The sequence below is a fragment of the uncultured Shewanella sp. genome, assembly GCF_947497935.1.
Taxonomy (GTDB): domain Bacteria; phylum Pseudomonadota; class Gammaproteobacteria; order Enterobacterales; family Shewanellaceae; genus Shewanella.
The window spans coordinates 256,674-282,338 of record NZ_CANMIO010000005.1 but is presented as its reverse complement, the minus strand read 5'-3'; the positions used below and the strand labels follow the sequence as shown (position 1 = coordinate 282,338).

21 protein-coding genes are annotated in these 25,665 nt (G+C 43.5%); 11 read left to right on the top strand and 10 right to left on the bottom strand.

All coding sequences use genetic code 11. The annotated features are described in order from the left end of the window. Nucleotides 1-79: 79 nt before the first annotated feature. The gene (locus tag Q1A86_RS08225) at nt 80-346 is read right to left on the bottom strand and encodes a hypothetical protein (protein WP_299805221.1); all 267 of its coding nucleotides are present in this window, start codon (nt 344-346) and stop codon (nt 80-82) included. A 287-nt stretch (nt 347-633) separates the two neighbouring features. On the opposite strand from Q1A86_RS08225, the gene thrS reads away from it, so the two are divergent. The 4 genes from thrS to rplT all read left to right on the top strand — a co-directional run bounded on the left by thrS (nt 634) and on the right by rplT (nt 3,768). Continuing rightward, nucleotides 634-2,562: a threonine--tRNA ligase gene (thrS, locus tag Q1A86_RS08220; protein ID WP_299805219.1), complete on the top strand. Its 1,929-nt coding sequence runs from the start codon at nt 634-636 to the stop codon at nt 2,560-2,562. Between the two features lie 3 nt (nt 2,563-2,565). Next, a complete protein-coding gene (gene infC, locus Q1A86_RS08215; RefSeq protein ID WP_299805337.1) occupies nt 2,566-3,108 on the top strand; it encodes a translation initiation factor IF-3 in 543 nt (180 codons plus the stop codon). Between the two features lie 87 nt (nt 3,109-3,195). Then, complete coding sequence (rpmI, locus tag Q1A86_RS08210; protein ID WP_012155497.1) at nt 3,196-3,390, top strand: 50S ribosomal protein L35; 195 nt, start codon at nt 3,196-3,198, stop codon at nt 3,388-3,390. 18 nt (nt 3,391-3,408) lie between these two features. Next, nucleotides 3,409-3,768 (top strand): 50S ribosomal protein L20, encoded by a 360-nt coding sequence (gene rplT / locus Q1A86_RS08205; RefSeq protein ID WP_012155496.1) that lies wholly within the window; start codon nt 3,409-3,411, stop codon nt 3,766-3,768. A 266-nt stretch (nt 3,769-4,034) separates the two neighbouring features. On the opposite strand, the gene trxB is transcribed toward rplT, so the two are convergent. Beyond that, nucleotides 4,035-4,985: a thioredoxin-disulfide reductase gene (gene trxB / locus Q1A86_RS08200; protein WP_299805214.1), complete on the bottom strand. Its 951-nt coding sequence runs from the start codon at nt 4,983-4,985 to the stop codon at nt 4,035-4,037. A gap of 289 nt (nt 4,986-5,274) precedes the next feature. On the opposite strand from trxB, the gene Q1A86_RS08195 reads away from it, so the two are divergent. Genes Q1A86_RS08195 through Q1A86_RS08185 form a run of 3 tightly spaced genes read left to right on the top strand, consistent with a single transcriptional unit; the run spans nt 5,275 to nt 7,040 of the window. Then, entirely contained in the window at nt 5,275-6,402 is a 1,128-nt protein-coding gene (locus tag Q1A86_RS08195; protein WP_299805211.1) for a M14-type cytosolic carboxypeptidase, read from the top strand. A 42-nt stretch (nt 6,403-6,444) separates the two neighbouring features. Continuing rightward, entirely contained in the window at nt 6,445-6,762 is a 318-nt protein-coding gene (locus tag Q1A86_RS08190; RefSeq protein WP_220763881.1) for a zinc ribbon domain-containing protein, read from the top strand. Next, a complete protein-coding gene (locus Q1A86_RS08185; protein ID WP_299805205.1) occupies nt 6,759-7,040 on the top strand; it encodes a DUF1315 family protein in 282 nt (93 codons plus the stop codon). The genes Q1A86_RS08190 and Q1A86_RS08185 overlap by 4 nt, the downstream gene beginning before the upstream one ends. Before the next feature lie 68 nt (nt 7,041-7,108). On the opposite strand, the gene ansA is transcribed toward Q1A86_RS08185, so the two are convergent. Then, nucleotides 7,109-8,125: an asparaginase gene (gene ansA, locus Q1A86_RS08180; RefSeq protein ID WP_299805203.1), complete on the bottom strand. Its 1,017-nt coding sequence runs from the start codon at nt 8,123-8,125 to the stop codon at nt 7,109-7,111. A 183-nt stretch (nt 8,126-8,308) separates the two neighbouring features. Next, a complete protein-coding gene (sppA, locus tag Q1A86_RS08175) occupies nt 8,309-10,150 on the bottom strand; it encodes a signal peptide peptidase SppA (protein ID WP_299805201.1) in 1,842 nt (613 codons plus the stop codon). 155 nt (nt 10,151-10,305) lie between these two features. Between sppA and Q1A86_RS08170 the strand changes: the two genes are divergently transcribed. The 3 genes from Q1A86_RS08170 (at nt 10,306) to Q1A86_RS08160 (ending at nt 14,023) form a co-directional block, all read left to right on the top strand. After that, entirely contained in the window at nt 10,306-12,321 is a 2,016-nt protein-coding gene (locus tag Q1A86_RS08170; protein ID WP_299805198.1) for an FAD-dependent oxidoreductase, read from the top strand. A gap of 303 nt (nt 12,322-12,624) precedes the next feature. Beyond that, a complete protein-coding gene (locus Q1A86_RS08165) occupies nt 12,625-12,987 on the top strand; it encodes a YgiW/YdeI family stress tolerance OB fold protein (RefSeq protein ID WP_299805196.1) in 363 nt (120 codons plus the stop codon). 697 nt (nt 12,988-13,684) lie between these two features. Next, nucleotides 13,685-14,023 carry a cytosolic protein gene (locus tag Q1A86_RS08160; RefSeq protein WP_299805334.1) on the top strand — a complete coding sequence of 113 codons (339 nt, stop codon included), beginning with the start codon at nt 13,685-13,687 and terminating at the stop codon, nt 14,021-14,023. Nucleotides 14,024-15,026: 1,003 nt separating this feature from the next. Here the strand turns inward: Q1A86_RS08160 and yfaE are convergent. From yfaE to ubiG, 5 genes are all read right to left on the bottom strand, one after another. Continuing rightward, a complete protein-coding gene (gene yfaE / locus Q1A86_RS08155; protein ID WP_299805193.1) occupies nt 15,027-15,437 on the bottom strand; it encodes a class I ribonucleotide reductase maintenance protein YfaE in 411 nt (136 codons plus the stop codon). Beyond that, nucleotides 15,406-16,536, bottom strand: coding sequence for a class Ia ribonucleoside-diphosphate reductase subunit beta (gene nrdB / locus Q1A86_RS08150; protein WP_299805191.1), 1,131 nt, complete (start codon nt 16,534-16,536; stop codon nt 15,406-15,408). The genes yfaE and nrdB overlap by 32 nt, the downstream gene beginning before the upstream one ends. Nucleotides 16,537-16,608: 72 nt before the next feature. After that, the gene (gene nrdA / locus Q1A86_RS08145) at nt 16,609-18,897 is read right to left on the bottom strand and encodes a class 1a ribonucleoside-diphosphate reductase subunit alpha (RefSeq protein WP_299805189.1); all 2,289 of its coding nucleotides are present in this window, start codon (nt 18,895-18,897) and stop codon (nt 16,609-16,611) included. Between the two features lie 450 nt (nt 18,898-19,347). Continuing rightward, nucleotides 19,348-20,031: an HAD family hydrolase gene (locus tag Q1A86_RS08140; RefSeq protein WP_299805186.1), complete on the bottom strand. Its 684-nt coding sequence runs from the start codon at nt 20,029-20,031 to the stop codon at nt 19,348-19,350. Next, nucleotides 20,024-20,734, bottom strand: a complete 711-nt coding sequence (gene ubiG, locus Q1A86_RS08135; protein ID WP_299805183.1) for a bifunctional 2-polyprenyl-6-hydroxyphenol methylase/3-demethylubiquinol 3-O-methyltransferase UbiG — start codon at nt 20,732-20,734, stop codon at nt 20,024-20,026. The genes Q1A86_RS08140 and ubiG overlap by 8 nt, the downstream gene beginning before the upstream one ends. A 281-nt stretch (nt 20,735-21,015) precedes the next feature. Here ubiG and gyrA point away from each other — a divergent pair, with 281 nt between their 5' ends. Next, nucleotides 21,016-23,727 carry a DNA gyrase subunit A gene (gene gyrA / locus Q1A86_RS08130; RefSeq protein WP_299805180.1) on the top strand — a complete coding sequence of 904 codons (2,712 nt, stop codon included), beginning with the start codon at nt 21,016-21,018 and terminating at the stop codon, nt 23,725-23,727. Between the two features lie 578 nt (nt 23,728-24,305). On the opposite strand, the gene Q1A86_RS08125 is transcribed toward gyrA, so the two are convergent. Continuing rightward, nucleotides 24,306-25,463 carry a serine hydrolase gene (locus Q1A86_RS08125; protein ID WP_299805177.1) on the bottom strand — a complete coding sequence of 386 codons (1,158 nt, stop codon included), beginning with the start codon at nt 25,461-25,463 and terminating at the stop codon, nt 24,306-24,308. Between the last annotated feature and the right edge of the window lie 202 nt (nt 25,464-25,665).

The window sequence follows — 25,665 nt, the reverse complement described above, 5'->3', positions numbered from 1 at the left end:
AGTCAGCTATTAGCCTTTGTTAGGACATCATAGCCATAGGTGTGAGTGAATAGAAGTCGCAAGTATCATTTTCCCCATGTTACAGACGACGGGTTTCTTGCTCTAAGCGAGTCAACTTACTGCCTTGAAGTGAATTGAATTCAACAAGTTCGGCGTCTGTTTCTACTTCCTTTAGGGCTGAGCTTTCTTCTAACAAAGACAGTGTCATCTGTTCCAAGGCATTGTTGAGTTCAGTTTCTATCTGAGTAGCAATCACTTTTTTATCTATATCAGCTTGTGTTACGGGTTTAACTTGGTTTATTTCGGCTTGAAAAAGCGCCGCGGCAAACATCAATGTATTAATCATTTCGACCTCCTTATTTAGGTGAGGTCATAGTAGTTGGCTAACGTGAACAAACTGTGACGTTAAGTGACTATTTTTATTACATTAGACCCTAAATACTTTAGTGTGTTGATAAGAAAAACTAATGTATCGGAAAACTTGCATCATACAGTCCCTATCACTTAGAATTGACAGCTTGCGCGCTGGAAAACACAGACTACTGTAAGGTCTAGTCCCAGTGGCGTAAAACCATACTTAATTTTAAAGCCAAGTGGCCCTACGTAGGGGTCACCACTGGAAAAGGAATAATCATGCCTGTTATTACACTTCCTGACGGAAGCAAACGCGAGTTTGCTAACCCTGTTTCTACTTTAGATGTTGCTGCCGATATTGGTCCTGGTCTTGCTAAAGCGTGTATCGCTGGTCGCGTGAACGGCGAGCTAAAAGATGCGTGCGATATGATTGAGACCGATTCAGATCTTTCAATCATCACAGCTAAAGATGAAGAGGGTGTTGAAATCCTTCGTCACTCATGCGCTCATTTGCTTGGTCACGCTATTAAGCAACTTTTCCCTGAAACCAAAATGGCTATCGGCCCAGTTATCGATAATGGTTTCTACTATGATATCGACTTAGATCATAAGCTGACTCAGGAAGACATCGATGCGCTAGAAAAGCGCATGGCTGAACTTGCTAAAACTAACTACGCGGTAGATAAGCGTGTTGTTAGCTGGCAAGAAGCGCGTGATACGTTTGAATCACGTGGTGAAGTTTACAAGATGGCTATTTTGGATGAGAACATTCCAAAAGATTCTACGCCAGCACTTTATCACCACGAAGAATACATCGACATGTGTCGTGGTCCACACGTACCAAATATGAAGTTCTGTCAGAACTTTAAGTTGATGAGTGTAGCGGGCGCATACTGGCGCGGTAACTCTGACAACAAGATGTTGCAGCGTGTATACGGTACCGCTTGGGCAGATAAGAAAGCGCTTAAAGTTCACCTTAACCGTCTTGAAGAAGCGGCTAAGCGTGACCACCGTAAAATTGGTAAGCAGTTAGATCTGTACCATATGCAAGAAGAAGCGCCAGGTATGGTGTTCTGGCATAACGACGGTTGGAGTCTATTCCTAGAGCTTGAGAAGTTTATTCGTCAAAAGCTAGGTCAATACACTTATCAAGAGGTAAAAGGTCCATTGATGATGGACAGAGTGTTGTGGGAACGCAGTGGTCACTGGGACAAGTACTCAGAAGCCATGTTCACAACAAGCTCTGAAAACCGTGAATACGCCGTTAAGCCTATGAACTGTCCAGGTCACGTGCAGATCTTTAACCAAGGTCTTAAGTCATACCGTGACTTACCATTACGTATGGCAGAGTTTGGTTGTTGTCACCGTAACGAACCATCAGGTTCCTTACATGGCCTAATGCGCGTTCGTGGCTTCACTCAAGATGATGCACATATCTTCTGTACCGAAGAGCAAGTGCAGCAGGAAGTAAGCGCGTGTATCAAGATGGTTTACGATACATACGAAACATTCGGCTTTAACAGCATCGTAGTTAAGTTATCGACTCGTCCTGAAAAGCGTATTGGTGATGATGAGATGTGGGACAGAGCTGAAGAGGCGCTTAAGCAAGCTCTTAAAGCAAATGACATCGAATTTGAAATTTTACCGGGTGAAGGTGCGTTCTACGGTCCAAAGATTGAATTTACTTTGCATGACTGTCTAGACAGGGCGTGGCAATGTGGTACAGTGCAGCTCGATTACGCGTTACCTGGTCGTTTAGGTGCAACTTATGTTGCTGAAGATAACAGTCGTCAAACACCTGTTATGATCCACCGTGCGATTTTAGGTTCATTAGAGCGTTTCTTGGGTATTCTAATTGAAGAGTACGCAGGTAAATTCCCTGCTTGGTTGTCACCAGTTCAAGTCGTTGTAATGAATATTACCGATAAACAGTCTGATTATGTGGACGAAGTCGTTAATTTATTCAAAGAACATGGAATTCGTGCAACTAAAGACTTGAGGAATGAGAAGATAGGCTTTAAAATACGCGAACATACCTTAAGGCGTGTGCCTTATCTGTTGGTCGTTGGTGATCAAGAGATGGAAAATAAGGAAGTAGCGGTGCGTACCCGTGAAGGCGTTGACTTAGGCAAAATGCAAATCGAAGAATTTGCTTCTAAGCTCAAGAACCAGATTTCGCTCCGTAGTCTCAATTTGTTGGAGGATTAGGTCATAAAGATCAAAAAAACAGCAGGGCGCCAGGCGGCCCCAAACAGAATTAACGAACTCATCACTGGTGTGCCAGAAGTCCGTCTTAACGGCCTTGATGGTGAGCAATTGGGAATCATGAGCATTAGAGAAGCTCAAGAGATCGCTGACGAAGCCGGCGTAGATCTTGTAGAAATCAGTCCTAATGCTGAGCCGCCAGTTTGTCGTGTTATGGACTACGGTAAGTTCCTTTTTGACAAAGCCAAAGCTCAAAAAGAACAAAAGAAGAAGCAGAAAATTGTACAGGTGAAGGAAATTAAATTCCGTCCCGGTACAGACGAAAACGATTATCAGGTAAAACTACGCAACCTGACTCGTTTTCTAGAAGACGGCGACAAAGCGAAAGTAACGCTGCGTTTCCGTGGTCGCGAGATGGCTCACCAAAGCCTAGGTATGGATCTTTTGAACCGTATCAAAGCTGATTTGGAAGCAATTGCAGTCGTGGAGTCTTTCCCGAAAATGGAAGGTCGCCAAGCTGTAATGGTTCTAGCGCCGAAAAAGAAATAGTAAGGCAACCATAAAAGTAGCAGGGGCCTGTTAAGGTTTCCTGCTCGCCTTGCGTTTTATTAATTGTCCCAATGCGGAGTTTTAGCAATGCCTAAAATGAAAACAGACAAGGGTGTACAAAAGCGTTTTAAGAAAACCGCTAACGGTTTTAAGCGCAAGCAAGCCCATTTACGTCATATTTTGACCAAGAAGAGCACTAAGCGTAAACGTCACTTACGTGCAAAATGTCAAGTAGCTAAGTCTGATGTGCCAGCAATTGCACGTCAACTACCATACGCTTAATTAAAGGAGCAATGAACAATGCCTAGAGTTAAGCGTGGTGTAACCGCTCGTGCTCGTCACAAGAAAGTACTTAAATTAGCTAAAGGTTATTATGGCGCTCGTAGCCGTACTTACCGTGTTGCTGTTCAAGCAGTAACTAAAGCTGGTCAATATGCTTACCGTGACCGTCGTCAGAAGAAACGTCAATTCCGTCAACTATGGATTGCACGTATCAATGCGGCATCTCGTCAAAATGGTCTATCTTATAGCCGTTTCATTAATGGTTTGAAAAAAGCATCAATCGAAATCGACCGTAAGATCCTGGCTGACATCGCTGTTTTCGATAAAGTTGTATTTGCAACTTTAGTTGAAAAAGCAAAAGACGCTTTAGCTAAGTAATTAGTTTAGAATCTTTTGAAAAAGGGAGCCCTTAGGGCTCCCTTTTTTTGTGGATGAAAATCGAGTTTATGATGACCACTGCTGCACTTTTGAAATAACATGACTATTACCAACCAGCATAAGAAGTTGACCTCACTGAGGGCTGTTTGGCAATGAATTCAAGGCAAATAGCTAAAAGAATAGTCGTACGCTTGAGAGTGAATCTAACAGTCACAAAAAAAGCAGGCTTAATGCCTGCTTTCTTAAAAGAATAGTGTTGCTTAATGCTACTGCGCGTCTAAGAAACGCTCTGCATCTAATGCAGCCATACAACCGGTACCTGCAGAAGTAATTGCTTGACGGTAATGTTGATCCATTACGTCACCTGCAGCAAATACACCTTTAATACTAGTTTGAGTTGCATTGCCGTTTAGGCCACTTTCAACTTTGATGTAACCATTGTTCATATCAAGTTGGCCTTCAAACATAGAAGTATTTGGTTTGTGGCCAATAGCTACGAATACACCAGCAACTTCAAGGTCTTTAATCGCACCGTCTTTAGTGCTCTTCATCTTAAGACCAGTTACACCCATTTGATCGCCAACCACTTCATCGAGTGTGTTATCTAGGTGAAGGATGATGTTGCCATTAGCAACTTTATCCATAAGACGCTTGGTTAAGATTTTTTCACTGCGGAAACTATCACGACGGTGAATAAGATGAACCTCAGACGCGATGTTGCTCAGGTAAAGCGCTTCTTCAACAGCGGTATTACCACCACCGATAACGGCAACTTTTTGGTTACGATAGAAGAAACCATCACAGGTCGCACAAGCTGATACGCCGCGGCCTTTAAACGCTTCTTCTGACTCAAGGCCAAGGTACATAGCTGAAGCACCAGTAGAGATGATAAGAGAGTCACAAGTGAACTCGCCATTATCACCTTTTAGCTGAAAAGGACGTACGTTCAAGTTTACTTCGTTGATGTGATCGAAAATAATTTCAGTTTCGAACTTTTCAGCGTGCTTCTGCATACGCTCCATCAATGCAGGACCGGTTAGATCTTCAGCATCACCTGGCCAGTTTTCAACTTCAGTAGTGGTAGTTAACTGTCCACCTTGCTGGATGCCAGTGATCAATACAGGCTTCAGATTTGCGCGAGCTGCATATACTGCGGCTGTATAGCCAGCAGGGCCTGAACCCAGAATAAGTAGTTCACAATGTCTAGCTTGGGTCATTAGTTTCTCCGTTCCTTAACGAATGCGGTACTGCAAGGGGATTAACTTCCCACTTGTTTTACGAATTGCAGCGATTGTATGGAATTTCAGGTAAGGGGTAAAGCTCTGTATTCAGCTTTAGGGTCGAATGTGAATAGTCATGGCTGTGATATTTAGCGGTTTTTAGTGGGTTTTGGCTGCTCCTTATCACATTTTGGTTTATTCTATAGCGCAAAGAACGAGAGTTGGCTTGTTTGCAGCGTCAAACAGTAATAGTCATGCCGTATCAGCAAAAGTAAAAGGAAGTGTTATGCGTATTACCGCAAATTTTGATAGTGGAAATATTGAAGTTATCAATCTAGATAATAAAGATGACGTGCAGTTAGCGATCCGCCCAGATGAAGGTGGTGAATTTTTTCAGTGGTTTAACTTTAAACTCGAAGGTGTGGTGGGTAACCAATACACACTGAATATCGTTAATGCAGGCAAAGCTTCTTACACTAAAGGTTGGGAGGATTACCAAGCAGTAGCGACTTACGATAGACAAAATTGGTTTAGACTACCGACCCAATACCAAGACGGTAAGCTATCTATTGAAGTTGACTTGGACTGCGACGCGATTCAAATTGCTTATTTTGCGCCTTATAGCTATGAGCGTCACCAAGACCTCTTAGCTGCGGTTCAAGTTCACCCACAAGTTAGCCTTGAGCACTTAGGTTTGACCTTAGATGGCCGAGACATGACCTTGGTTAAGATTGGCGACGGTGATGAAGACAAAGCTAACATCTGGATCACTGCGCGTCAGCACCCAGGCGAGACGATGGCCGAGTGGTTAGTTGAAGGCTTAATGAACAACCTGCTTGATGGTGATTGCCCGACGGCTAAAGCGCTATTAGATAAGGCTAACTTCTATATCGTTCCGAACATGAACCCAGACGGCAGTGCTCGCGGCCATCTGCGTACAAACGCTGTTGGTACTAATCTTAACCGCGAATGGAAAACCCCTTCTTTAGAGAAGAGCCCTGAAGTTCTCTACGTGGTTAACAAGATGAAAGAGACTGGCGTGGATCTGTTTTATGACGTTCATGGTGATGAAGGTCTTCCATACGTATTTTTAGCAGGCTGTGAAGGCGTACCTGCGTTCACTGAAAAAGACGAGGCACGCCAGCAAGCATTCGTAGATGCATTACTGATGGCTAGCCCAGATTTTCAAGATCAATTTGGCTATGACAAAGATCAGCCTGGTCAAGCGAACTTAACGGTTGCGTCGAACTGGGTTGCCCATACCTTCGGTTGTCTCTCAAACACCCTAGAAATGCCATTTAAAGACAATGCCAATATGCCTGACTTAATGGCGGGCTGGTCACCAGAACGTTGTATTTACCTTGGTGAAGCATCATTAATTGCGATGAACGCAGTAGTTGATAAACTTAAGTAAGACCCAAGCGGTCGGCTTAAGACGTACACTAAGAGGTAGCCAATGGCTTTAGTTAATTGTCCTAGCTGTAATAAACGCATCTCAAGTATGGCTAAAGAGTGTAATCATTGTAAGGCAAGTATCTCTGCTGACAATGAAAGCCTAAAAGTGATTAGCCACATCAAGCGTTCTAATCAGTTAATGAATCAGAGCTTTTTAGCATTAACGCTGTTTATTGGTGGCGTAGTGACTTGGTTTTGGGGCGGAGAGCCTGCAGAAGGTGCAAGATCGTATATTGCGATTGGTGCGTTTTCACTGGGCTTTGTTGGCTATTTAATTACTCGAATACAGATCGTTTTGCATAAACGGAAGAAAGTATGACCGATATTAATAAAGTTATCGACGACATGCCTAGCGAAGTGTATCAGCGCCTGCTAAGCGCTGTTGAACTGGGTAAATGGGAAGATGGTAGCGTATTGACTGCCGAGCAGCGTTCATCGACTCAGCAAGTGGTGATGCTCTATCAAGCGCGAAGACTCAATCAGACCGATCACTTCACTATTAATAGTGCAGGGCAGGTTAACGAGTTATCTAAGTCAGAGCTTAAAAAGCAGTTTAAAGGCGAATCGATCGCTGAGTTTAAGCAAGACGAGCTTTAATGACTGATATCAAGAAATAAAAAAGCCCGAAACGACAAACGTTTCGGGCTTTTTGTTTGAATAATTGCTTAATCAGCAGTTAACTCACCCGCAATAGACTTCTTCATCGCAGTGCGGATCTCATCTGGGCTCATATCAGTAGATAATAAGTAGTGCAGCTTAGTCAATGCCGCTTCTGTCGTCATGTCGTAACCACTGGTTACGCCTGCTTCTGCTAGTGCATTACCTGTAGCATAGCCATCCATATTGACTCGACCTTGCATACACTGAGTTAGGTTGACTAGTACTATGCCACGTTCCTGTGCATCTTTTAGGGTTTTGAGTAACTCAGGTGTTTGTGGCGCATTACCAACACCAAAAGTCAGCAAGATCAGCGCTTTTACTGGTTGCTGAAGAATATTTGTGAAGATCTCAGTGTTTATGCCCGGATAAAGCGTAACTACGCCTATAGGTTGCGGGCTAATTTTAGCGACTTGCAGTTCAACCTTGGGATCGAATTTAGCGCGTTGGCCTGCATGCCAACGGATTTTAATGCCAGCCTCTAAGAGCAGTGGAAAGTTTGGCGATGCAAAGGCATTAAAGCCATCGGCGTGGGCCTTGGTGGTGCGGTTACCGCGAAAAAGTTTGTTATTGAAGAATAAGCAAACTTCAGCAACTGGATAGTTGGCAGCGATATAAAGTGCGTTAAGCAGATTGGTTTGACCGTCAGATCTAAGTTGAGCTAGTGGGATTTGCGAACCTGTTACGATGACAGGTTTTTGTAAGCCTTGTAGCATGAAAGAGAGAGCTGATGCGGTGAAGGCCATGGTGTCTGTACCATGGAGAATAACGAAACCATCATACTGATCGTATTTAGCTTTAATATCATCGGCAATCATCTGCCAATCGGTCGGTTTCATATTCGCTGAGTCGATAAGTGGCGAATATTCATTAATGACAAAATTTGGCATTTCGTCATGATAAAACTCGGGCATCGCCTTGACGCAGCCTGTGAGAAAATCAGCAACAGGAGCAAAGCCATGATCGGTTTTTTGCATACCGATTGTGCCACCAGTGTAGGCTACGTAGATAGATCGTTTTGTCATTGGATTTTATTTTTTAGTTTTGGATTAAATCGCGGATGCAGGGATTATATACCCAAAGCCTGTGAATATGCAGATCTCAAGGCCAAATTAGTGAAGTAGCCAAGGGCCGTGTGAGGTTGAAAGACTAAAAAGCCCGGTAATAACCGGGCTTTGAAAGTGTGTAGGAGTAATTACTGTGAAGTATTAGAAATTACAGGTATCGCAATAGAGATAAACACCATTTGGATCGTCGAAAGCTTTAAACTCTTCTATCACACCAGACCATTGGCTGAGAATAGTTTCAAGAAGACTCGATTGAGTCACACTCTGTGGTAGATGACTCGAAGCTGTGGCGAACATCTCTTGAATGAATTGCTCTTGTGGAGAAAGCTCTCTTTCAATCACTTCGGTATCGAAGGTATCGAGCGAAGCCATTTCTGCCGCTTTAGTTACCGCGTCTTGTAACTCACCTAAACCATCGACTAGTCCAAGTTCTAATGCTTTACGTCCAGTCCACACTCGGCCCTGAGCAATGCTATCAACTTCGTCTAAACTCATATCACGCTCATTAGCGACTAACGAGATAAAGTCGTAGTATCCACGTTCAATATGGCGTTGTATGACAGCTTGGATCTGAGGAGTAAGGCCTTTGGTTACAGAAAATCCTGCCCAATCAGAAGTACCCACTCCGTCAGTGTGAACCCCAATGCTTGCTAATGAGTCTTCAAAGGTAGTGATCATACCAAAGATACCAATTGAACCCGTTAGTGTTGTTGGTGTTGCATAGATATAGTCAGCACTCGCCGAGATCCAGTATCCCCCCGATGCTGCGTAGCTGCCCATGCTGACCACTACAGGTTTGTTAGCCGCTTTTAGCGCGAGGACTTCTTGCCTGATTTGCTCGGAAGCAAAGGCACTACCACCAGGGCTGTCGACTCTCAGTACAACCGCTTTTACCGAGTCGTCGAAACGGGCTTTGCGAAGTAACTCAGATGTACTGTCGCCACCGATCTGTCCTGCAGGCTGTGAACCATTTAAAATATTACCCTTAGCGACAATGATGCCAACTTGATCATTTAAAGATAATGAAGGATGAGCTTGCGTGACAGACAGGTAGTCATAAAAATCGATATGTTTGAAACTGTTACCGTCTCTCGATTTTCCGATTGAATCCACCATGGAGAGTCTAAACTCTTCTGCTGACTTAAGACCGTCGACCCATTTCATATTAAGGGCCATGTCAGCCGACTTACCCTCTGCTTTATCTAGCTGCGCGAGATATTCTTCTGCGCTAAGCGACAAATCTTGGCTATCGATACCACGGTTAGTTGCTACTGTGTCGGCATAACTTAGCCAAAGGTCGTTTAAGAGAGCGAGGTTTGCTTCTTTAGCTTCATCAGACATGTCGTCACGAATAAAAGGTTCTACCGCAGACTTGAATGTGCCGACTCTAAATACGTGAGCATTAATTTTAAGCTTCTCTAATGCGGACTTAAAATAGAGGCGATAACGGCCCAAGCCTTCAATTTCAACACTACCTTGAGGATTGAGATAGACTTTATCGGCAAAGCTGGCAAGAAAATACTGATTTTGACCATACCAGTTACCATTGGCGACAACAGTTTTGCCAGTAGCCTTGAATGATTCAATCGCGTTACCGATAGATTGTAGTTTGCTGATGCCAGTGCCGTGTAACATACCTAAATCTAACACCAACTGACTAATACGCTCATCAGATGCTGCATTATTAATAACGAATAGCACATCAGAAAGTAGAATTTCGCCACTTCCGTCGGCTTCTTTACCGCTCATCATCGCGGCTTCAATAGGATCGACTTGACGTTTTTGGTCAACAATCGTGCCAGCCAAATTTAGTACCAGAGCCGAGCCATTTTCAACTTCTACACCATCATCAACGCTCAGACTGACGATAATTACGGCGATGACACCAAAGAAGATAAGATTAAGAAATAGCTTTCTTAATCCGTTAATCGTATTCCAAATAAGGAGGAACATCCTTTTAAATATTGAGGGTTTAGTGGACATCAGCCACTCCTTTATCACTGAGTTAGCATAATGCTAACTGAATTCAGGCTGGAAAGGAAAACTCAATTGTAAAGGAATCTATTCATACATTTATTGAGGTTATTGTTTACTCAGGGTATGCTGGATTGAATCACTTGTTTAAAAAGGATGTTTGAATGTCGTTTCCGCATTTATTAGAACCCTTAGATCTGGGGTTTACCCAGTTAAAAAACCGAGTATTGATGGGCTCAATGCACACAGGTTTAGAAGAAGAAAAGGGCGGCTTTGAGAAACTGGCAGCGTTTTACAAAGAACGTGCATTAGGTGGTGTAGGCTTAATCGTAACCGGCGGGATCTCGCCGAACCTACGAGGTAGACTGGCCCCTAACGCCTGCCAACTTAGTTTTCCGTGGCAAGTTAACAAGCATACCAAAGTGACCCAAGCGGTACATGAAGCTGGCGGTAAAATTTGTATGCAACTCTTGCATGCTGGCCGTTACGGCTACCACCCATTCTCTAGTGCACCGAGTAAGATTAAATCACCTATCACTCCTTTCACTCCATCAGCTATGTCAGACAGACAGGTTAATGGAACAATCAAAGATTATGCAACCAGCGCAGCTCTAGCAAAAAAGGCGGGCTATGACGGCGTTGAGGTGATGGGAAGTGAAGGTTACTTGATTAATCAGTTTATCAGTTCTCGTACTAATAAACGTGATGATAAATGGGGGGGGGCATTTGAAAATCGTGCTCAGTTCCCAATTGAAATCGTAAAACAAATTCGCGCTAAAGTCGGTTCTGATTTTATCATTATTTTTAGATTATCTATGTTAGATCTGGTCGATAATGGTTCGACTTGGGAAGAAGTGGTACAACTGGCAAAATGGTTAGAGCAAGCTGGCGTGACCATTATCAATACAGGTATTGGCTGGCATGAGGCTCGCGTACCGACTATTGCTACTAGCGTACCGCGTGGTGCCTTTGCCTGGGTTACCGAGCGCTTGATGAAAGAGATGTCTATTCCGCTTATTGCCACTAACCGCATTAACACTCCTGAGATTGCCGAGCATATTATCTCAACGGGCCAGGCTGACATGGTGTCGATGGCACGACCATTTTTGGCTGATGCTGAGTTCGTCAATAAGGCTGCAGCGGATACGCCGGAACTTATCAATACTTGTATTGGTTGTAACCAAGCCTGTTTGGACCATAGTTTTGCCCTGAAACGCGCAACTTGTTTGGTCAATCCACGAGCTTGTTATGAAACCGAGCTCAATTTCACCCCAGTAAAAAACAAGAAGCGTATTGCTGTAATGGGTGCAGGCCCTGCCGGCATGGCTTTTTCTATCTATGCGGCTAGTCGTGGTCATGAAGTGGTGTTATTCGAGGCTAAAGCAGAAGTTGGCGGTCAGTTTAACTTGGCTCGTAAAATTCCAGGTAAAGAAGAGTTTAACGAAACGATTCGGTACTTCCTTAACCAGATCAAACTGCATAAGGTCGATTTGCGCTTAAACACGCGACTCGATGCAAGTGTGGTACGTGATGAGAGGTTCGATGAAATCGTGATGTCTAGTGGTGTTAAACCTAGACCCATAGACTTGCCTGGTTTTGATAATCCGAAGGTGGTCGATTATCAGAAAGTGCTTAATGGTGAAGCCGAAATTGGTCAGAAGGTTGCGTTAATCGGAGCAGGCGGGATCGGTTTTGATATGGCCCACTTCCTGTGTGAATCTGAGTCTTCAACACTGGATCTAAACCGCTGGTTAAAGCAGTGGGGAATCGACAAAGACTATAAAGAGCCTGGCGGATTAACTGCCCCCGTGCCTGAAGATAAACATAGAGAAGTGTATCTGTTACAGCGTAAAACCACCAAGATGGGCAAGGGCCTAGGTAAAACTACAGGTTGGATCCATCGCTCTGTGCTGAAACAACATCAAGTCGTGATGAAAACCGGCGTCAGCTACGACAAGTTTGATGAGCAAGGCTTGCATATTACCGTTGACGGTAAACCTGAGTTGTTGGATGTCGATAATGTCATCTTATGTGCAGGGCAGGTCTCTAACACAGAGCTAGTCGATGAAATGAAGTCCACAGGAATTCCAGTGCATCTCATCGGTGGCGTAGATGTTGCCGCAGAACTCGATGCTAAGCGCGCAATTCGTCAAGGTGCGGAGCTTGCTATCGCACTTTAAGAGTAAGGGAAAATCGTAAATATAAAACCTGCCGCAGTAAATAACTGGGCAGGTTTTTTATTGGATATTACAGTTCAAGGGGCCTACCACAGTGTTGTTTCCGTTCGAATCTATTTCTTAGCCATTCTTAGCTCAAGAGGCTCTGTTGAGAAAGCTCATATTTTGTGACGGAACAAGTAATTAGTTTATATTCTAAACCAGAATTCACACTCTCTTCACGGCCTGTCCGCTATGGTGTTGATATTAAATGCAGCATTAAAATTAGTATGTACTACAGTATTAATTCATAGAGGAAGTAATGACATGAAAAAAGTATTATTGGTAAGTGCATTGATATTATTATCGTCCAGTGCGTTCGCAGCTCAAGCGCATGAACAAAAAGGCGGGTTTATTGGTCCAAGTAACGTGAATGTTCAGACTGTTGCTGTGGCTTTAGACGCAAAGGATGACACTCCTGTGACATTAACGGGCTATATCGTGTCAGGCTTAGGTGATGAAGAGTATACATTTAGGGATGATACTGGTGAGATCATCATTGAGATAGACGATCATGATTGGAATGGCGTAGAGGCAACACCTGAAACCAAAGTGGTTATTCAAGGTGAAGTTGATAGCGGTTGGTCTTATTCAACGATTGATGTGGATACAGTTAAATTAGCTAAGTAACTCTGTATTAGCTACAGCAATAGGTGATGCTTCGATTTGAACTAGATCGAATGTCGCCAAGTTTTTCTTGATACCATAAAGCCCATTAAGCATTAGTGGGCTTTAACTTAAGTTGTGGACAAAAGCTTATTTACCACAGCGAATATGGTGAAGCCATATACTAATAAGCGAGAGGTAGGGACAACAGCTAACTGGCTATTAAACACGGCTGTTATTGGAACACCCTAGACACGAAGAGAGGCTGCAGTTAGCCGTTAGCTCAGATGTCGTAACTTCTGTGGAACGCTATAAAGCCGTCCCTGGCCGCTCTGCGGTTTCCTATAACCTCCCTGTTAAACAGCCAGTTCGGCATCCATGCCTCTCGTTCGAAGAGTATCTCTTTGAGATACCTCACCCTGAAACCGAAGCACACAGCCGTACCGACATCTGAATCATCATCTCTCCGAATTAGTTCTCTCAGGTGTTACAAACTCATTTCTGGACAAAAATGGGCTAGTGCAAAAGGAGATAAAAATGGGTAGTAGAATTAGGAAATGTATAGGGTTCCATTAAAGTTTACTCTGACCCCATATTTTACAAATTGGCCTAGTGAATGTCCGGAAATAGCACAGAATCACCGCCTTTAGCAACTAAATCTCTACTACGTTCTGCCCCAGATAGTGATAGAATCTCCGCATCAGAATTACCGAGAAACTTTATGTATATCCATCATGTTAACGGCATCGACTGGCTGGTGATTACAGCTTTTGAAGAACTGAAAACTTTATTTATCGAAGAAGCCGGTGCGATCCCCTTTTGCTTCTCTACCGACAGCGAATTGAACCTAATTGACCAAGCCAAGCGCACTTATGGATATTTGCCTACACTCAGCGGCGTAATTACCGATACTGGTACGTTTCAAAGCCAGAATAACGAAGAAGATTTGAACCCACAGCTTGCCTGCCTAGTTGAGGGGCGTGGTCGGGTATTTATCTATCACGGCGGCTTTGTGGCTTTTGTGGATGACGAGCAAACCTTTATTACCCAAATGGACTGAAAATTCTTCAGTAAGTTGAAAACGGCGAATTGCCATCCTTAGCCGTTCATTCGCAAGCGTTTCGTTTAATAGCAGGGGGCAAATCAAATTGTGCCAGATCCTAGCTTCAATAAGAAAAGCAATGCTGCGGTTAACTAGTGAGCTGTATCCCTAGCAAGGAATGGGGCATTTCCAAGTTAGAGCTGAAACCACTCCGCCTAAATGAAGGCACCAATTACCTCGTGTAGATACGGCTGCGGGCTTCGGTTTCAGGGATGAAACCGCAGAGCGTATAGTGACATATTCACAGCGTCTTGCAGCAGTGTCTGCACATACCCCGCTGGAGGCGATTAATAGCGACTCAGCTACAATCTCAAACGAGCTACCCCATAGCAACTATACAAATAAAAAATGTAATGAACCTTCATTCACAGGCTAACTTACTTTGGGGCATTTCCAAGTTAGATATCAAGCAACACCAACCTAAATGATTACACCAACTACCCCGTGTAGATACGGCCGTGACCGTTCATGTTTTGGTGAGAGGTAACGAAGTTACCAAGCTTTCGAACGAGAGGCTGGATGCCGAACAGGCCTTTAAACATGGATGTTGTTTGTCATCGCCTAGCTTAGAAGGAGCCTTTATTTTATAAAGCAGTGCAGCGACTGGCAGCTGTGTCTGCACATACGATCGTTCCTTCACATCTGATCCATAGGGATATGGGAAATGTCATTATTATGTAGGGAACATCACTGACCATGTGATCACGACATTCGGACTGCCTCTCCTGCACCCGCGGCAGACGATTAGTCACTCTAAAGCGATAATTTAGAGTGAGCAGTCATGTAGCAACGATAGAAGCATATATGTAACCAAGCTTCATTCGAAGGCTAATTAGCTTTGGCTGTGATTGAGCCACTTGAACTAGCTGACAACTGACAAGGTGTCAGCATAATTCATGCTGAGAAGCTTAAATTGAGTATGTAAGCTGAGGTTGAAACAGTAAGGAGTGAGGTTTAGGGCTTAGCCCTGTACTGGCAGATTGGTAGAAACAACTTCGCTATTCATAGTAGGTTTTGGACTGGCAACCCGTCCAACAACTTCAGCTCCCTCGGCTGAAAGCGCTAAATCGATATCACCATCGGGTACGCAGCAGCAGGGCAGGCATTCATCTGCTTCTAGCGTGACTAACGGCTCTTTGATATAAGTTACATTACCACTTTTGACTTTGGTCTTGCATTGACCGCAATAGCCACTGCGACATTCTGAAAAGATCTTAACTTTCTTCTGTTCGAGTGCTTCGAGCAAAGTCAGTTGTTGCTGATTAAACAGCAACACCGGCATGCCTTGAAGGCTCACGATCGGAGCCTTCTTAAAGCTTGCTTGACTATAGTTGACAGGCTTAAAGGTCAAAGTCTGAGAACTCATCGTCATCGATTGAAGAATCGATTTGGCCAACAAGGTATGAAGATACTTCCACTTCTTGCGGCGCAACCTGTACTGAGTCACTCTCTAACCAGTTCTTCATCCAAGGCAGTGGGTTACTCTTCTCTTCGTAAGGAGAAGCAAGGTTAACCGCTTTCATACGCTCGTTAGTGATGTATTCAACATACTGACAAAGAATGTGTTCGTTAAGACCTATCATTGAACCGTCTTTGAACAGGTATTTAGCCCACTCTTTTTCCTGCTCAGCTGCTTTGACAAAGATATCGATAGCAGTCTGCTCGCACTCTTTAGCGATTTCAGCCATTTCAGGATCGTCTTTACCAGCGTGCATGATCTTCAAGATATGCTGAGTGCTGTTTAGATGCAGGGCTTCGTCACGGGCGATAAGACGAATAATTTTTGCGTTACCTTCCATCACCTTACGCTCAGCAAAGGCAAATGAACATGCAAAACTCACGTAAAAGCGAATAGCTTCAAGTACGTTTACTGACACCATACATAGGTAAAGGGCTTTTTTGATTTCACGTTTAGTGACTTCAATGATTTCGCCATCGATCTCGTGACTACCTTCACCGAGTAGGTGGTATGCCTGACTTAGTTTGATCAGGTGATCGTAGTAGTTAGCAATGTCGCTTGCGCGCTTTAAGATCTCTTCGTTTTCAACGATATCGTCGAATACGATCGAAGGATCATTAACAATATTACGGATAATATGGGTATAAGAACGCGAGTGAATCGTTTCAGAGAACGACCATGTTTCAATCCAAGTTTCTAGCTCAGGTAGTGAGACCAATGGCAAGAAGGCGACGTTTGGTGAGCGGCCTTGGATTGAATCAAGCAAAGTTTGGTACTTTAGGTTTGAGATGAAGATGTGTTTTTCATGCTCAGGCAGCGCTGCGTAATCGATTTTATCTCGGCTAACGTCTACTTCTTCAGGACGCCAGAAGAATGAAAGCTGCTTTTCGATTAGCTTTTCAAATACTTCATATTTTTGTTGATCATAACGCGCTACGTTAACTGATTGCCCAAGAAACATAGGCTCTAGCATTGCGTTGTTTGGAGTTTGACAAAATGTTGAATAGGCCATTTTTCTATCTTCCGATAATGGGGGCGAGGCCCCCTTAAATTAACGTTTAATACTAATGATTAATATCTTGGGTTAGATCTTACATGCGCCGCCAGCGCAACTGTCATCTTCTTTCTCGATGGCAGTGATATCGTCATGACTATCTGAAGCTCCATCACGAGTATTGTGATAGTAAAGTGTCTTCACACCATATTTGTAAGCGGTTAATAAGTCTTTTAACAGTACCTTCATCGGTACTCGGCCACCCTCAAAACGGGTAGGGTCGTAGTTGGTGTTGGCTGAAATCGACTGATCGACGAATTTCTGCATTAAGCCAACTAATTGCAAGTAACCATCGTTATTAGGCATTTGCCATAGTAACTCATAGCTGTATTGGTACTTTTCAAAATCTGGTACCACTTGCTTTAGCTGACCATCTTTACTGGCCTTAACACTGATTAAGCCTCGTGGTGGCTCGATTCCGTTAGTTGCGTTAGAGATCTGTGAAGAGGTCTCTGATGGCATTAGCGCTGAAAGGGTTGAGTTACGTAGACCGTGAGTCTTGATCTCTTCACGTAATGTTTCCCAGTCTAGGTGCAATGGCTCATCACAAATTTTGTCTAAGTCACGCTTGTAGGTATCAATTGGCAAAATACCTTTAGCATAAGTTGTCTCGTGGAACGCAGGGCAAGCGCCTTGTTCTTGAGCAAGCTTCATTGACGCTTTCAATAGATAGTACTGAATCGCTTCAAAAGTCTTGTGGGTAATGCCGTTAGCTGAACCGTCCGAGTAACGTACGCCTTCTTTTGCTAAGTAGTTAGCAAAGTTAATTACACCTATACCGAGTGTACGGCGATTCATCGATGCTTTCTTAGCAGAGATGATTGGGTAGTCTTGATAATCCAGTAGGTTATCGAGTGCACGTACTGCTAAATCAGCTAAAGGCTCAAGCTCTTCTAACTTTTTGATTGCACCTAGGTTAAGCGCTGAAAGCGTACAAAGTGCAATTTCACCATCTGGGTCGTTAATGTTGTTTAACGGCTTAGTTGGCAATGCAATTTCTAAACACAAGTTAGACTGACGAACTGGTGCAACCTTAGAGTCAAATGGACTGTGGGTATTACAGTGATCAACGTTTTGAATGTAGATACGGCCGGTTGAGGCACGCTCTTGCATCATTAACGAGAACAGCTCAACGGCTTTGATCTGCTTCTTACGAATACTAGGGTCAGCTTCATACTTAAGATATAGACGCTCGAACTCTTCCTGATCTTCGAAGAATGCATCGTACATACCTGGTACGTCAGATGGGCTAAACAAACTAATCATGCCGCCTTGAATTAGGCGCTGATACATAACCTTGTTAATTTGAACACCGTAATCTAAGTGACGAATACGGTTATCATCAACACCACGGTTGTTTTTAAGCACTAATAGTGATTCAACTTCTAAATGCCACATTGGGTAGAATAGGGTAGCTGCACCACCACGAACTCCGCCTTGAGAGCAAGACTTAACCGCGGTTTGGAAATACTTATAAAATGGTAAACAACCTGTATGAAATGCTTCACCGCCGCGAATAGGGCTACCTAGGGCACGGATACGGCCAGCATTGACACCAATACCTGCACGCTGTGAAACATACTTCACGATTGACGATGAAGTCGCATTAATTGAATCTAGGCTGTCACCACACTCAATCAATACACATGAGCTGAACTGACGGGTAGGTGTACGTACACCTGCCATGATAGGTGTTGGTAGCGAGATCTTAAATGTAGAAGTCGCATCGTAGAAATCTTTAACGTACTGAAGACGAGTATCTTTTGGGTACTTAGCAAATAGACAAGCTGCAACCAAAATATACAGGAACTGGGCACTTTCGTAGATCTCGTGGGTAACACGGTTCTGAACCAGGTATTTGCCTTCAAGTTGCTTAACAGCAGCATAAGAGAAGTTCATATCACGCCAGTGGTCGATATAACTATCTAGGGTATCGATCTCATCTTGGGTGTAATCTTCTAAAATGTGCTGATCGTACTTACCAAGCTCTACTAACTTAACGACATGATCGTAAAGTTTAGGTGGCTCAAATTGACCAAAAGCTTTTTTACGAAGATGGAAAACAGCTAAGCGTGCAGACAGAAACTGATAATCTGGTGATTCCGGCGAGATTAAATCTGCAGCTGCTTTAATGATAGTCTCATGAATGGCCTCAGTGGCAATGCCGTCGAAAAACTGCAGGTGAGAGCGCAGTTCAACTTCAGATACAGAGACGTTGTTAAGTCCTTTTGCCGCCCATTCGATAACGCGATGGATTTTCTCGAGATCGATAGTCTCACGTTCGCCACTACGCTTTGTGACTGTCATATTGCTATTCATTAAAGATAAACCTTGGTTTTTATATTTATGAAAGTGACCTGTTTAGGTGCACCGTACGTTTCCTTGTAAACAAACAGTTTTAACCGTAAAACGGAGAGTTCCTTTTTGTTGACACAAACGACTAAATAGTGCCTGTCTTTGTCACTCACACACTATATATGGTGTTTTGAGATTCAATAGCTACAAGATAGTGAGGTTATTGATTTTTTGCAAGTGGGAATTTAGGGGACAAGTTGTGGATATCTTGAGGATAATCTGGCCTGTTAGTAATGGCTAACCGTTAAAGCTTGTTTTGGTTTGATTTCCTTTTAAAAGGTTAACAAATATACAAATGAAAATGATCTGTCGGATCGCCACTTAGTTGAGCGATCCAAGCAGATCATTTTGACGACTTTAGTATGAAGTGCAAAAGCCTAATTCATCATGACTAAAATCTGTTCGCTTAGAAGATTAACCTCGCTGCACAATAGTAAAAAAGTCTGCTAAATGATCGCCTGTTTCAAAACTGAGATCGGCGGGCCATAGCGAAACATCATCATTCACGCCAATATAACCCCAGAGGGCGAGACCTGAGATCATATTTGCCGCTTTTGCTGCGACAAGATCGCGCTCAGCATCTCCTAAATAAAGGATATGCTCAGGTAAAACCTCAAGTTGCTGCGCGGCTAAGTGCATTGGAGCGGTATGAGGCTTAGCATAAAGCGTGGTGTCTCCGCTTATCACTGCTGGCATTTTTGCTGTGAGACCGAGTCGATTGAGCAGCGGTCTTGAAAAGCGAGCGGGTTTATTGGTTACCACACCATAGGGAATACAAAGTCCGTTAAGTGTTTCGAGCAATCTGTCTAAGCCTTCAAATAAACGGCAGTCGTCACCGTTTATTCGCTCATAATTGTCGAAAAGTGCTTGCTGTAATTGGGCTATGTACTGCTCATCAATAGCCGGAAGCGCCGCTTTGATCATCGCAATGCTGCCATGGGACGCACTGTCGCGGATCTGCTCAAAGGGCACCCGAGAATGGCCATGGGCCTCTAAGCTTATGTTAAGTGCCTCAATCATATCTGGCGCGGTATCGGCCAGAGTACCATCGAGATCAAACAGTACGCCTTTGATCCTCAGTGCTTCTGCCTTAGTCATTTTTAACCGTGGCAATCATGTAGTTCACTTCAAGACTCTTGGTATATCTAAAAATATCAGTAATAGGGTTATAGGTGATCCCCACTGCATCTTTACAGAACAGTTCTGCATTGTCGGCTAAATCGATTAGCTCAGATGGCCTGATAAATTTATTATGGTCGTGAGTGCCAACAGGTAACATTTTTAGTAAGTACTCAGCACCTAAGATGGTTTCAACATAGGCGCGAAGGTTACGGTTAATGGTAGAGAAGAACACATAACCGCCGGGTTTAACCATATCGGCGCAGGCTTGGATAACTGAACTTGGATTAGGAACGTGTTCAAGCATTTCCATGCAGGTAACAACATCGTACTGGCCACGATGCTCATCTCTATGGGCTTCTGCTGTGTTTTTGATGTAATTGATCTCAACACCTGTTTCTAATGCGTGCAGTCTTGCAACATCCAGAGGTTCTTCACCCATATCAAGGCCAGTAACATTCGCGCCAATTCTTGCCATGCTTTCAGACAGAATACCGCCACCACAACCTACATCTAGCACTTGTTTACCAAAAATACCGCCTGCGGTTTGGTCTATATAGTTAAGGCGCAATGGGTTTAGATTGTGTAGTGGCTTAAATTCGCCTTTAGGATCCCACCAAGTGGCGGCCATTTTTTCAAATTTAGCGATTTCTTGTGGATCAACATTTTTATGTGTTTGCACTTTAATTACCTCACAGTGACAAAACTGTCTTTAGCGCCAGATTATAATGAATAGTGGCAATAAACAAACAAGTTATGATTTTGCCGAACAATGTGGTGAAAAATTGCGCCTATGCCTTGATTTTAATCAAGTGAATTGACTTTATCTGGTTATTTAAAATGAATCGATGTTTGGGTCTAGCGCCATCAAATAACTGTGTTAGAATGCCAAATCACGTTTTCAAGCATAGCTATTTTAGGAAATAGAAATAGCGCGCTAATTTTCAGGGGATCGAGCAGTTTATGACTGATCTGGCTTCATCTATAACACCAATTAATATTGAAGACGAATTAAAGAATTCATACTTAGATTACGCCATGAGTGTAATCGTTGGCCGTGCACTGCCTGACGTTCGTGACGGATTAAAACCGGTACATCGCCGCGTTTTATTCGCGATGAATGAATTGAAGAACGACTGGAACAAGCCTTATAAAAAGTCTGCCCGTGTCGTTGGTGACGTAATCGGTAAATACCACCCACATGGTGATACTGCTGTTTATGACACTATCGTTCGTTTGGCTCAGCCTTTTTCGATGCGCTATCCGCTAATCGATGGTCAAGGTAACTTTGGTTCTGTCGATGGCGACGCCGCGGCGGCAATGCGTTATACCGAAATCCGTATGGATAAGTTGGCGCACCAGCTATTGGCTGACTTAGATAAAGAGACGGTTGATTTCGTCCCTAACTACGACGGTACTGAATTTATTCCTGCGGTATTACCGACCCGAATTCCTGCACTATTAGTTAATGGTTCATCAGGTATTGCGGTAGGTATGGCGACGAACATTCCGCCGCACAACCTAAACGAAGTGATCAGCGGTTGTTTAGCATTAATCGAAGATCCTGCTTTATCTATCGAACAGTTGATGGAGCACATCCCAGGTCCTGACTTCCCAACGGCTGCGATTATTAACGGTCGTAAAGGCATTATCGATGCTTACAAGACGGGTCGTGGGCGTGCGGTTATGCGTGCTCGTGCCGATATCGAAGAAGAGAATGGCCGTGAGCGTATTATCGTTCATGAAATTCCTTATCAAGTTAACAAAGCTCGCCTGATTGAGAAAATCGCTGAGCTTGTAAAAGATAAGAAGATCGAAGGCATTAGCGGTCTACGTGACGAGTCTGATAAAGACGGTATGCGTATTGTAATCGAAATCAAGCGTGGCGAAGTGGGTGAGGTTGTTCTAAATAATCTTTATGCTCAAACGCAAATGCAGTGCTCTTTTGGTATTAACATGGTTGCTCTGACCAATGGTCAGCCAAAACTATTTAACCTAAAAGAGATGCTTGAGTGCTTTATTCTTCACCGCCGTGAAGTGGTTACTCGCCGTACCGTATTTGAATTACGTAAAGCTCGTGAACGCGCACATATTCTTGAAGCGTTAGCGGTAGCACTAGCAAACATCGATCCAATTATTGCGCTTATTAAAGCATCTCCAACTCCTGCAGAAGCGAAAGTTAAGCTTGTTGCACAGGGCTGGGAACTTGGCCATGTTAAAGGCATGCTAGAAAAAGCAGGTGATGATGCGGCTCGTCCAGAGTGGCTTGAACCTGAGTACGGTATTCGCGACGATAAGTACTACCTGACAGAGCAACAAGCTCAAGCGATCCTTGAACTGCGTCTACACCGTCTAACGGGTCTAGAGCATGACAAGATCATCGCTGAGTACGAAGAGCTTCTAGAGATTATCGCAGCACTATTGTTAATCCTGAGCAGCCCACAGCGCTTGATGGAAGTAATCAAAGAGGAACTTGAAGAAGTTCTTACTAACTTTGGTGATGAGCGTCGCACTGTGATCAACGCTAACGAAGTTGATATGAGTCTTGAAGACCTAATCAATGAAGAAGACGTTGTCGTAACACTGTCGCATCTTGGTTACGCGAAGTACCAAGCTCTGACTGACTACCAAGCACAGCGCCGTGGCGGTAAGGGTAAAGCAGCAACTAAAGTGAAAGACGAAGATTTCGTTGAGAAACTTTTGGTTGCCAATACGCACGATACGATTTTGTGTTTCTCTGATTTTGGTAAGATGTACTGGCTGAAAGTATACCAGTTACCATTGGCTAGCCGTACAGCTCGTGGTCGTCCTATTGTTAACTTGTTACCACTAGCTGAAGGTGAGCGTATTACTGCGATTCTTCCTGTTCGTGAATATGCTGAAGACAAGTTCATTATCATGGCAACTTCTCATGGTACCGTTAAGAAGACTGCACTAACGGCTTATAGCAACCCGCGTGCAAACGGTATTATCGCTGTTAACCTGAAAGATGGTGACCAGTTAATTGGTGTTGATATTACCGATGGTAATGACGATATCATGCTGTTCTCCAACGAAGGTAAAGTGGTTCGATTTAACGAGAAAGCCCGTAGCTCTGAAACTGGTGAAGTTAAAATTGACCCAGAAACAGGCGAAGAAGTGATTGCACTACGTGCTATGGGACGTACTGCTACGGGTGTTCGTGGTATTAAGCTTGAAGATGGCCAAACGGTTGTATCGCTAATTGTACCTAAGGGTGAGGGCGACATCTTAACTGTGACTGAGAACGGTTATGGTAAGCGTACCGATTTAGCCGAATATCCAGCGAAAAGCCGTGGTACTAAAGGTGTTGTTTCAATCAAGGTTAGCGAACGTAACGGCGCCGTAGTTGGTGCAGTACAAGTTGGCGAAAATGATGAGATAATGCTGATCAGTAACAAGGGTACCTTAGTACGTACTCCAGCTACTGGCGTATCAAGTATTGGTCGTAACACTCAAGGTGTGACCATTATCCGTACGGCTGAAGATGAAAAAGTTGTTGGTCTACAGCGTATCGACGAAATTCAGGTGCCTGAAGTGGAGCTTGATGAAGAGGGTAACCCTATCATCAATGAAGGCGCTGCGGAAACTGAAGTTGCAGCAGAAGCTGTCAATGCCGAAGCTGAAGCAACTGAAACACCAAAAACTGAAGATTAATATTCATCAAACTCGATGAACGATTGATTTGAATAAAAAGGATGCCATTGGCATCCTTTTTTGTTATCGGTTCCCCATCCTAAATAACGTTGGTTCCATAGGGGCTGTATCGTGCATCAGGCGGCCCATGAAATAAAACCATTAAAAATTGAGACCTCAGCTATTCCTGACCATTTGGCTATGCGCTGATTTACTTAAGCGCTGACTTGCTAAAGAGATAATATGATGCAAGATCACCACCGAGATTGGTTGTAAGGCTTATTAAGTGAGTTTTAGCACAGTTTGAATGTAACCGTGAAGCCTCTATAACAGTAGGGCAAGCTTATAAATTCATACTTAATCTATGCATTTACATGCAGAGCAGGGGGATGACTTTACGAGATCTTGAAACACAGATTAGATAACTTGTGTTTTAGAGCGTAAACATCGCAATAGGTAAATAATGCCAGTTTCTACAGAAGCTGGCATTTTATAATCTGAGTTTTAAATGAGCATTTATTCGAAGAGAGCGACTATTGGGGGGGAGCTGGCGTAACTCAGCCTGTGACGATTTCGGCCATTAAGTATTAGCATAAGCCTCAGTTCCCAAGCTTGTCGGCGCGTTTAAAGGCATCTCGCCAAAATTCCGCACTTAACTTAGCGATGACTCTGGATTCGCCATTTAATAACATTGCCATACCAATATTAAGCTCAGGTGAGTAGGATATTTCAGCGACATAACCTGCAACCCAACCAGCATGATAGATAAGCGGCCGGCCGTTAAATTCATAGACGCGCCAACCTTTACCGTAATGAGCGCTATCTAGGAAAGGGCGCCAATCTCGGCGACGTAATTCTTTTGTTGTCTTAACGCCTGGCGTGGTTAAATCTTCGATCATACTTGTGGAGATGACTTCGGGGTTTTGGCCTAAATTCGCCATAAGCCATTTAGAAAGATCGGTAATACTGGCATTGACGCCAGCTGCCGGTGCCAGCTGATAATAGTTTGGTTTGACTTTTACCCGTTTAAAGCCTGTTTTAGTTTTAACATGAGGTTCTGCGCGGTTGCTGGTATTTAGAAAGGCATCGTAACCAACAGATGCAGAACTCATACTTAATGGAGAGAATATGCGTTTCTGTATAAAGTTCGCATAGCTGAAAGTCGATTGTTGTTCTATGGCTTCTTTGATAAAAGAAAACGCCACATTTTGATAGCCATAACAGACACCCGGTTGGCAGATTGGTGTCAGCTCATCGAACTTGCTGACAATCTTGCTGAGATTAACATTGGCGTTGACTAAATTATCATAACTATTAGGCATTAAACCTGTGCTATGACCAATGATATGACCAAGGTTGATGAGCTCTGCGTTTTGCTGCTTAGCTAACGTAAACTCCGGAAAATAATCAATAATAGGTTGTTGCCAGTCTAGTTTACCTTCCTCTACTAACATTGAAGCCAGGGTACCAGCAAACGTTTTTGACACTGATGCGAGTCTAAAAACGGTGTGGGGGTTAATCCTTTGATTGCCACCTTTTATTCTTTTGCCGTAGGTGCCTAGCTTTAAAACGGTATCAGCCTCAACGACAACAAAAGCACCGCCAGGTATTTTGTTGTCTTTTAATTCATGGTTAAAACGTTTATTGAAAGTATTTGATAGCTCGGAATATTGAGAGTCAGCAGCATAAACGTGCAGAGATGGTAAGAAAGATCCGATAGATAAAGAGCCAAGCAGGAATATCGATTTTAAACGCATGTACAAATCCAATGTGCCGTTAAAACGGTCTGTTTAGTATATTTTTAAGAGTTCCTGTACTGACAATGCTATCTATGTCAGTCCTGTCCACTAAGATTAGCTTCCTAGTTTAGATCAAGGTAGGCGCGGTGTTTTAAATATGGCTAGTTACAATTTATCGCGACAGGTTCCAACCCGACTCGTATTTTAACCATAACGCTAA

What these genes read in the sequence shown, in the direction of transcription:
- Q1A86_RS08225 (WP_299805221.1), bottom strand. Translation starts at nt 346, where the DNA reads ATGATTAATACATTGATGTTTGCCGCGGCGCTTTTTCAAGCCGAAATA.
- thrS (WP_299805219.1), top strand. Translation starts at nt 634, where the DNA reads ATGCCTGTTATTACACTTCCTGACGGAAGCAAACGCGAGTTTGCTAAC.
- rpmI (WP_012155497.1), top strand. Translation starts at nt 3,196, where the DNA reads ATGCCTAAAATGAAAACAGACAAGGGTGTACAAAAGCGTTTTAAGAAA.
- rplT (WP_012155496.1), top strand. Translation starts at nt 3,409, where the DNA reads ATGCCTAGAGTTAAGCGTGGTGTAACCGCTCGTGCTCGTCACAAGAAA.
- trxB (WP_299805214.1), bottom strand. Translation starts at nt 4,985, where the DNA reads ATGACCCAAGCTAGACATTGTGAACTACTTATTCTGGGTTCAGGCCCT.
- Q1A86_RS08195 (WP_299805211.1), top strand. Translation starts at nt 5,275, where the DNA reads ATGCGTATTACCGCAAATTTTGATAGTGGAAATATTGAAGTTATCAAT.
- Q1A86_RS08190 (WP_220763881.1), top strand. Translation starts at nt 6,445, where the DNA reads ATGGCTTTAGTTAATTGTCCTAGCTGTAATAAACGCATCTCAAGTATG.
- Q1A86_RS08185 (WP_299805205.1), top strand. Translation starts at nt 6,759, where the DNA reads ATGACCGATATTAATAAAGTTATCGACGACATGCCTAGCGAAGTGTAT.
- ansA (WP_299805203.1), bottom strand. Translation starts at nt 8,125, where the DNA reads ATGACAAAACGATCTATCTACGTAGCCTACACTGGTGGCACAATCGGT.
- sppA (WP_299805201.1), bottom strand. Translation starts at nt 10,150, where the DNA reads ATGTCCACTAAACCCTCAATATTTAAAAGGATGTTCCTCCTTATTTGG.
- Q1A86_RS08170 (WP_299805198.1), top strand. Translation starts at nt 10,306, where the DNA reads ATGTCGTTTCCGCATTTATTAGAACCCTTAGATCTGGGGTTTACCCAG.
- Q1A86_RS08165 (WP_299805196.1), top strand. Translation starts at nt 12,625, where the DNA reads ATGAAAAAAGTATTATTGGTAAGTGCATTGATATTATTATCGTCCAGT.
- Q1A86_RS08160 (WP_299805334.1), top strand. Translation starts at nt 13,685, where the DNA reads ATGTATATCCATCATGTTAACGGCATCGACTGGCTGGTGATTACAGCT.
- yfaE (WP_299805193.1), bottom strand. Translation starts at nt 15,437, where the DNA reads ATGACGATGAGTTCTCAGACTTTGACCTTTAAGCCTGTCAACTATAGT.
- nrdB (WP_299805191.1), bottom strand. Translation starts at nt 16,536, where the DNA reads ATGGCCTATTCAACATTTTGTCAAACTCCAAACAACGCAATGCTAGAG.
- nrdA (WP_299805189.1), bottom strand. Translation starts at nt 18,897, where the DNA reads ATGAATAGCAATATGACAGTCACAAAGCGTAGTGGCGAACGTGAGACT.
- Q1A86_RS08140 (WP_299805186.1), bottom strand. Translation starts at nt 20,031, where the DNA reads ATGACTAAGGCAGAAGCACTGAGGATCAAAGGCGTACTGTTTGATCTC.
- gyrA (WP_299805180.1), top strand. Translation starts at nt 21,016, where the DNA reads ATGACTGATCTGGCTTCATCTATAACACCAATTAATATTGAAGACGAA.
- Q1A86_RS08125 (WP_299805177.1), bottom strand. Translation starts at nt 25,463, where the DNA reads ATGCGTTTAAAATCGATATTCCTGCTTGGCTCTTTATCTATCGGATCT.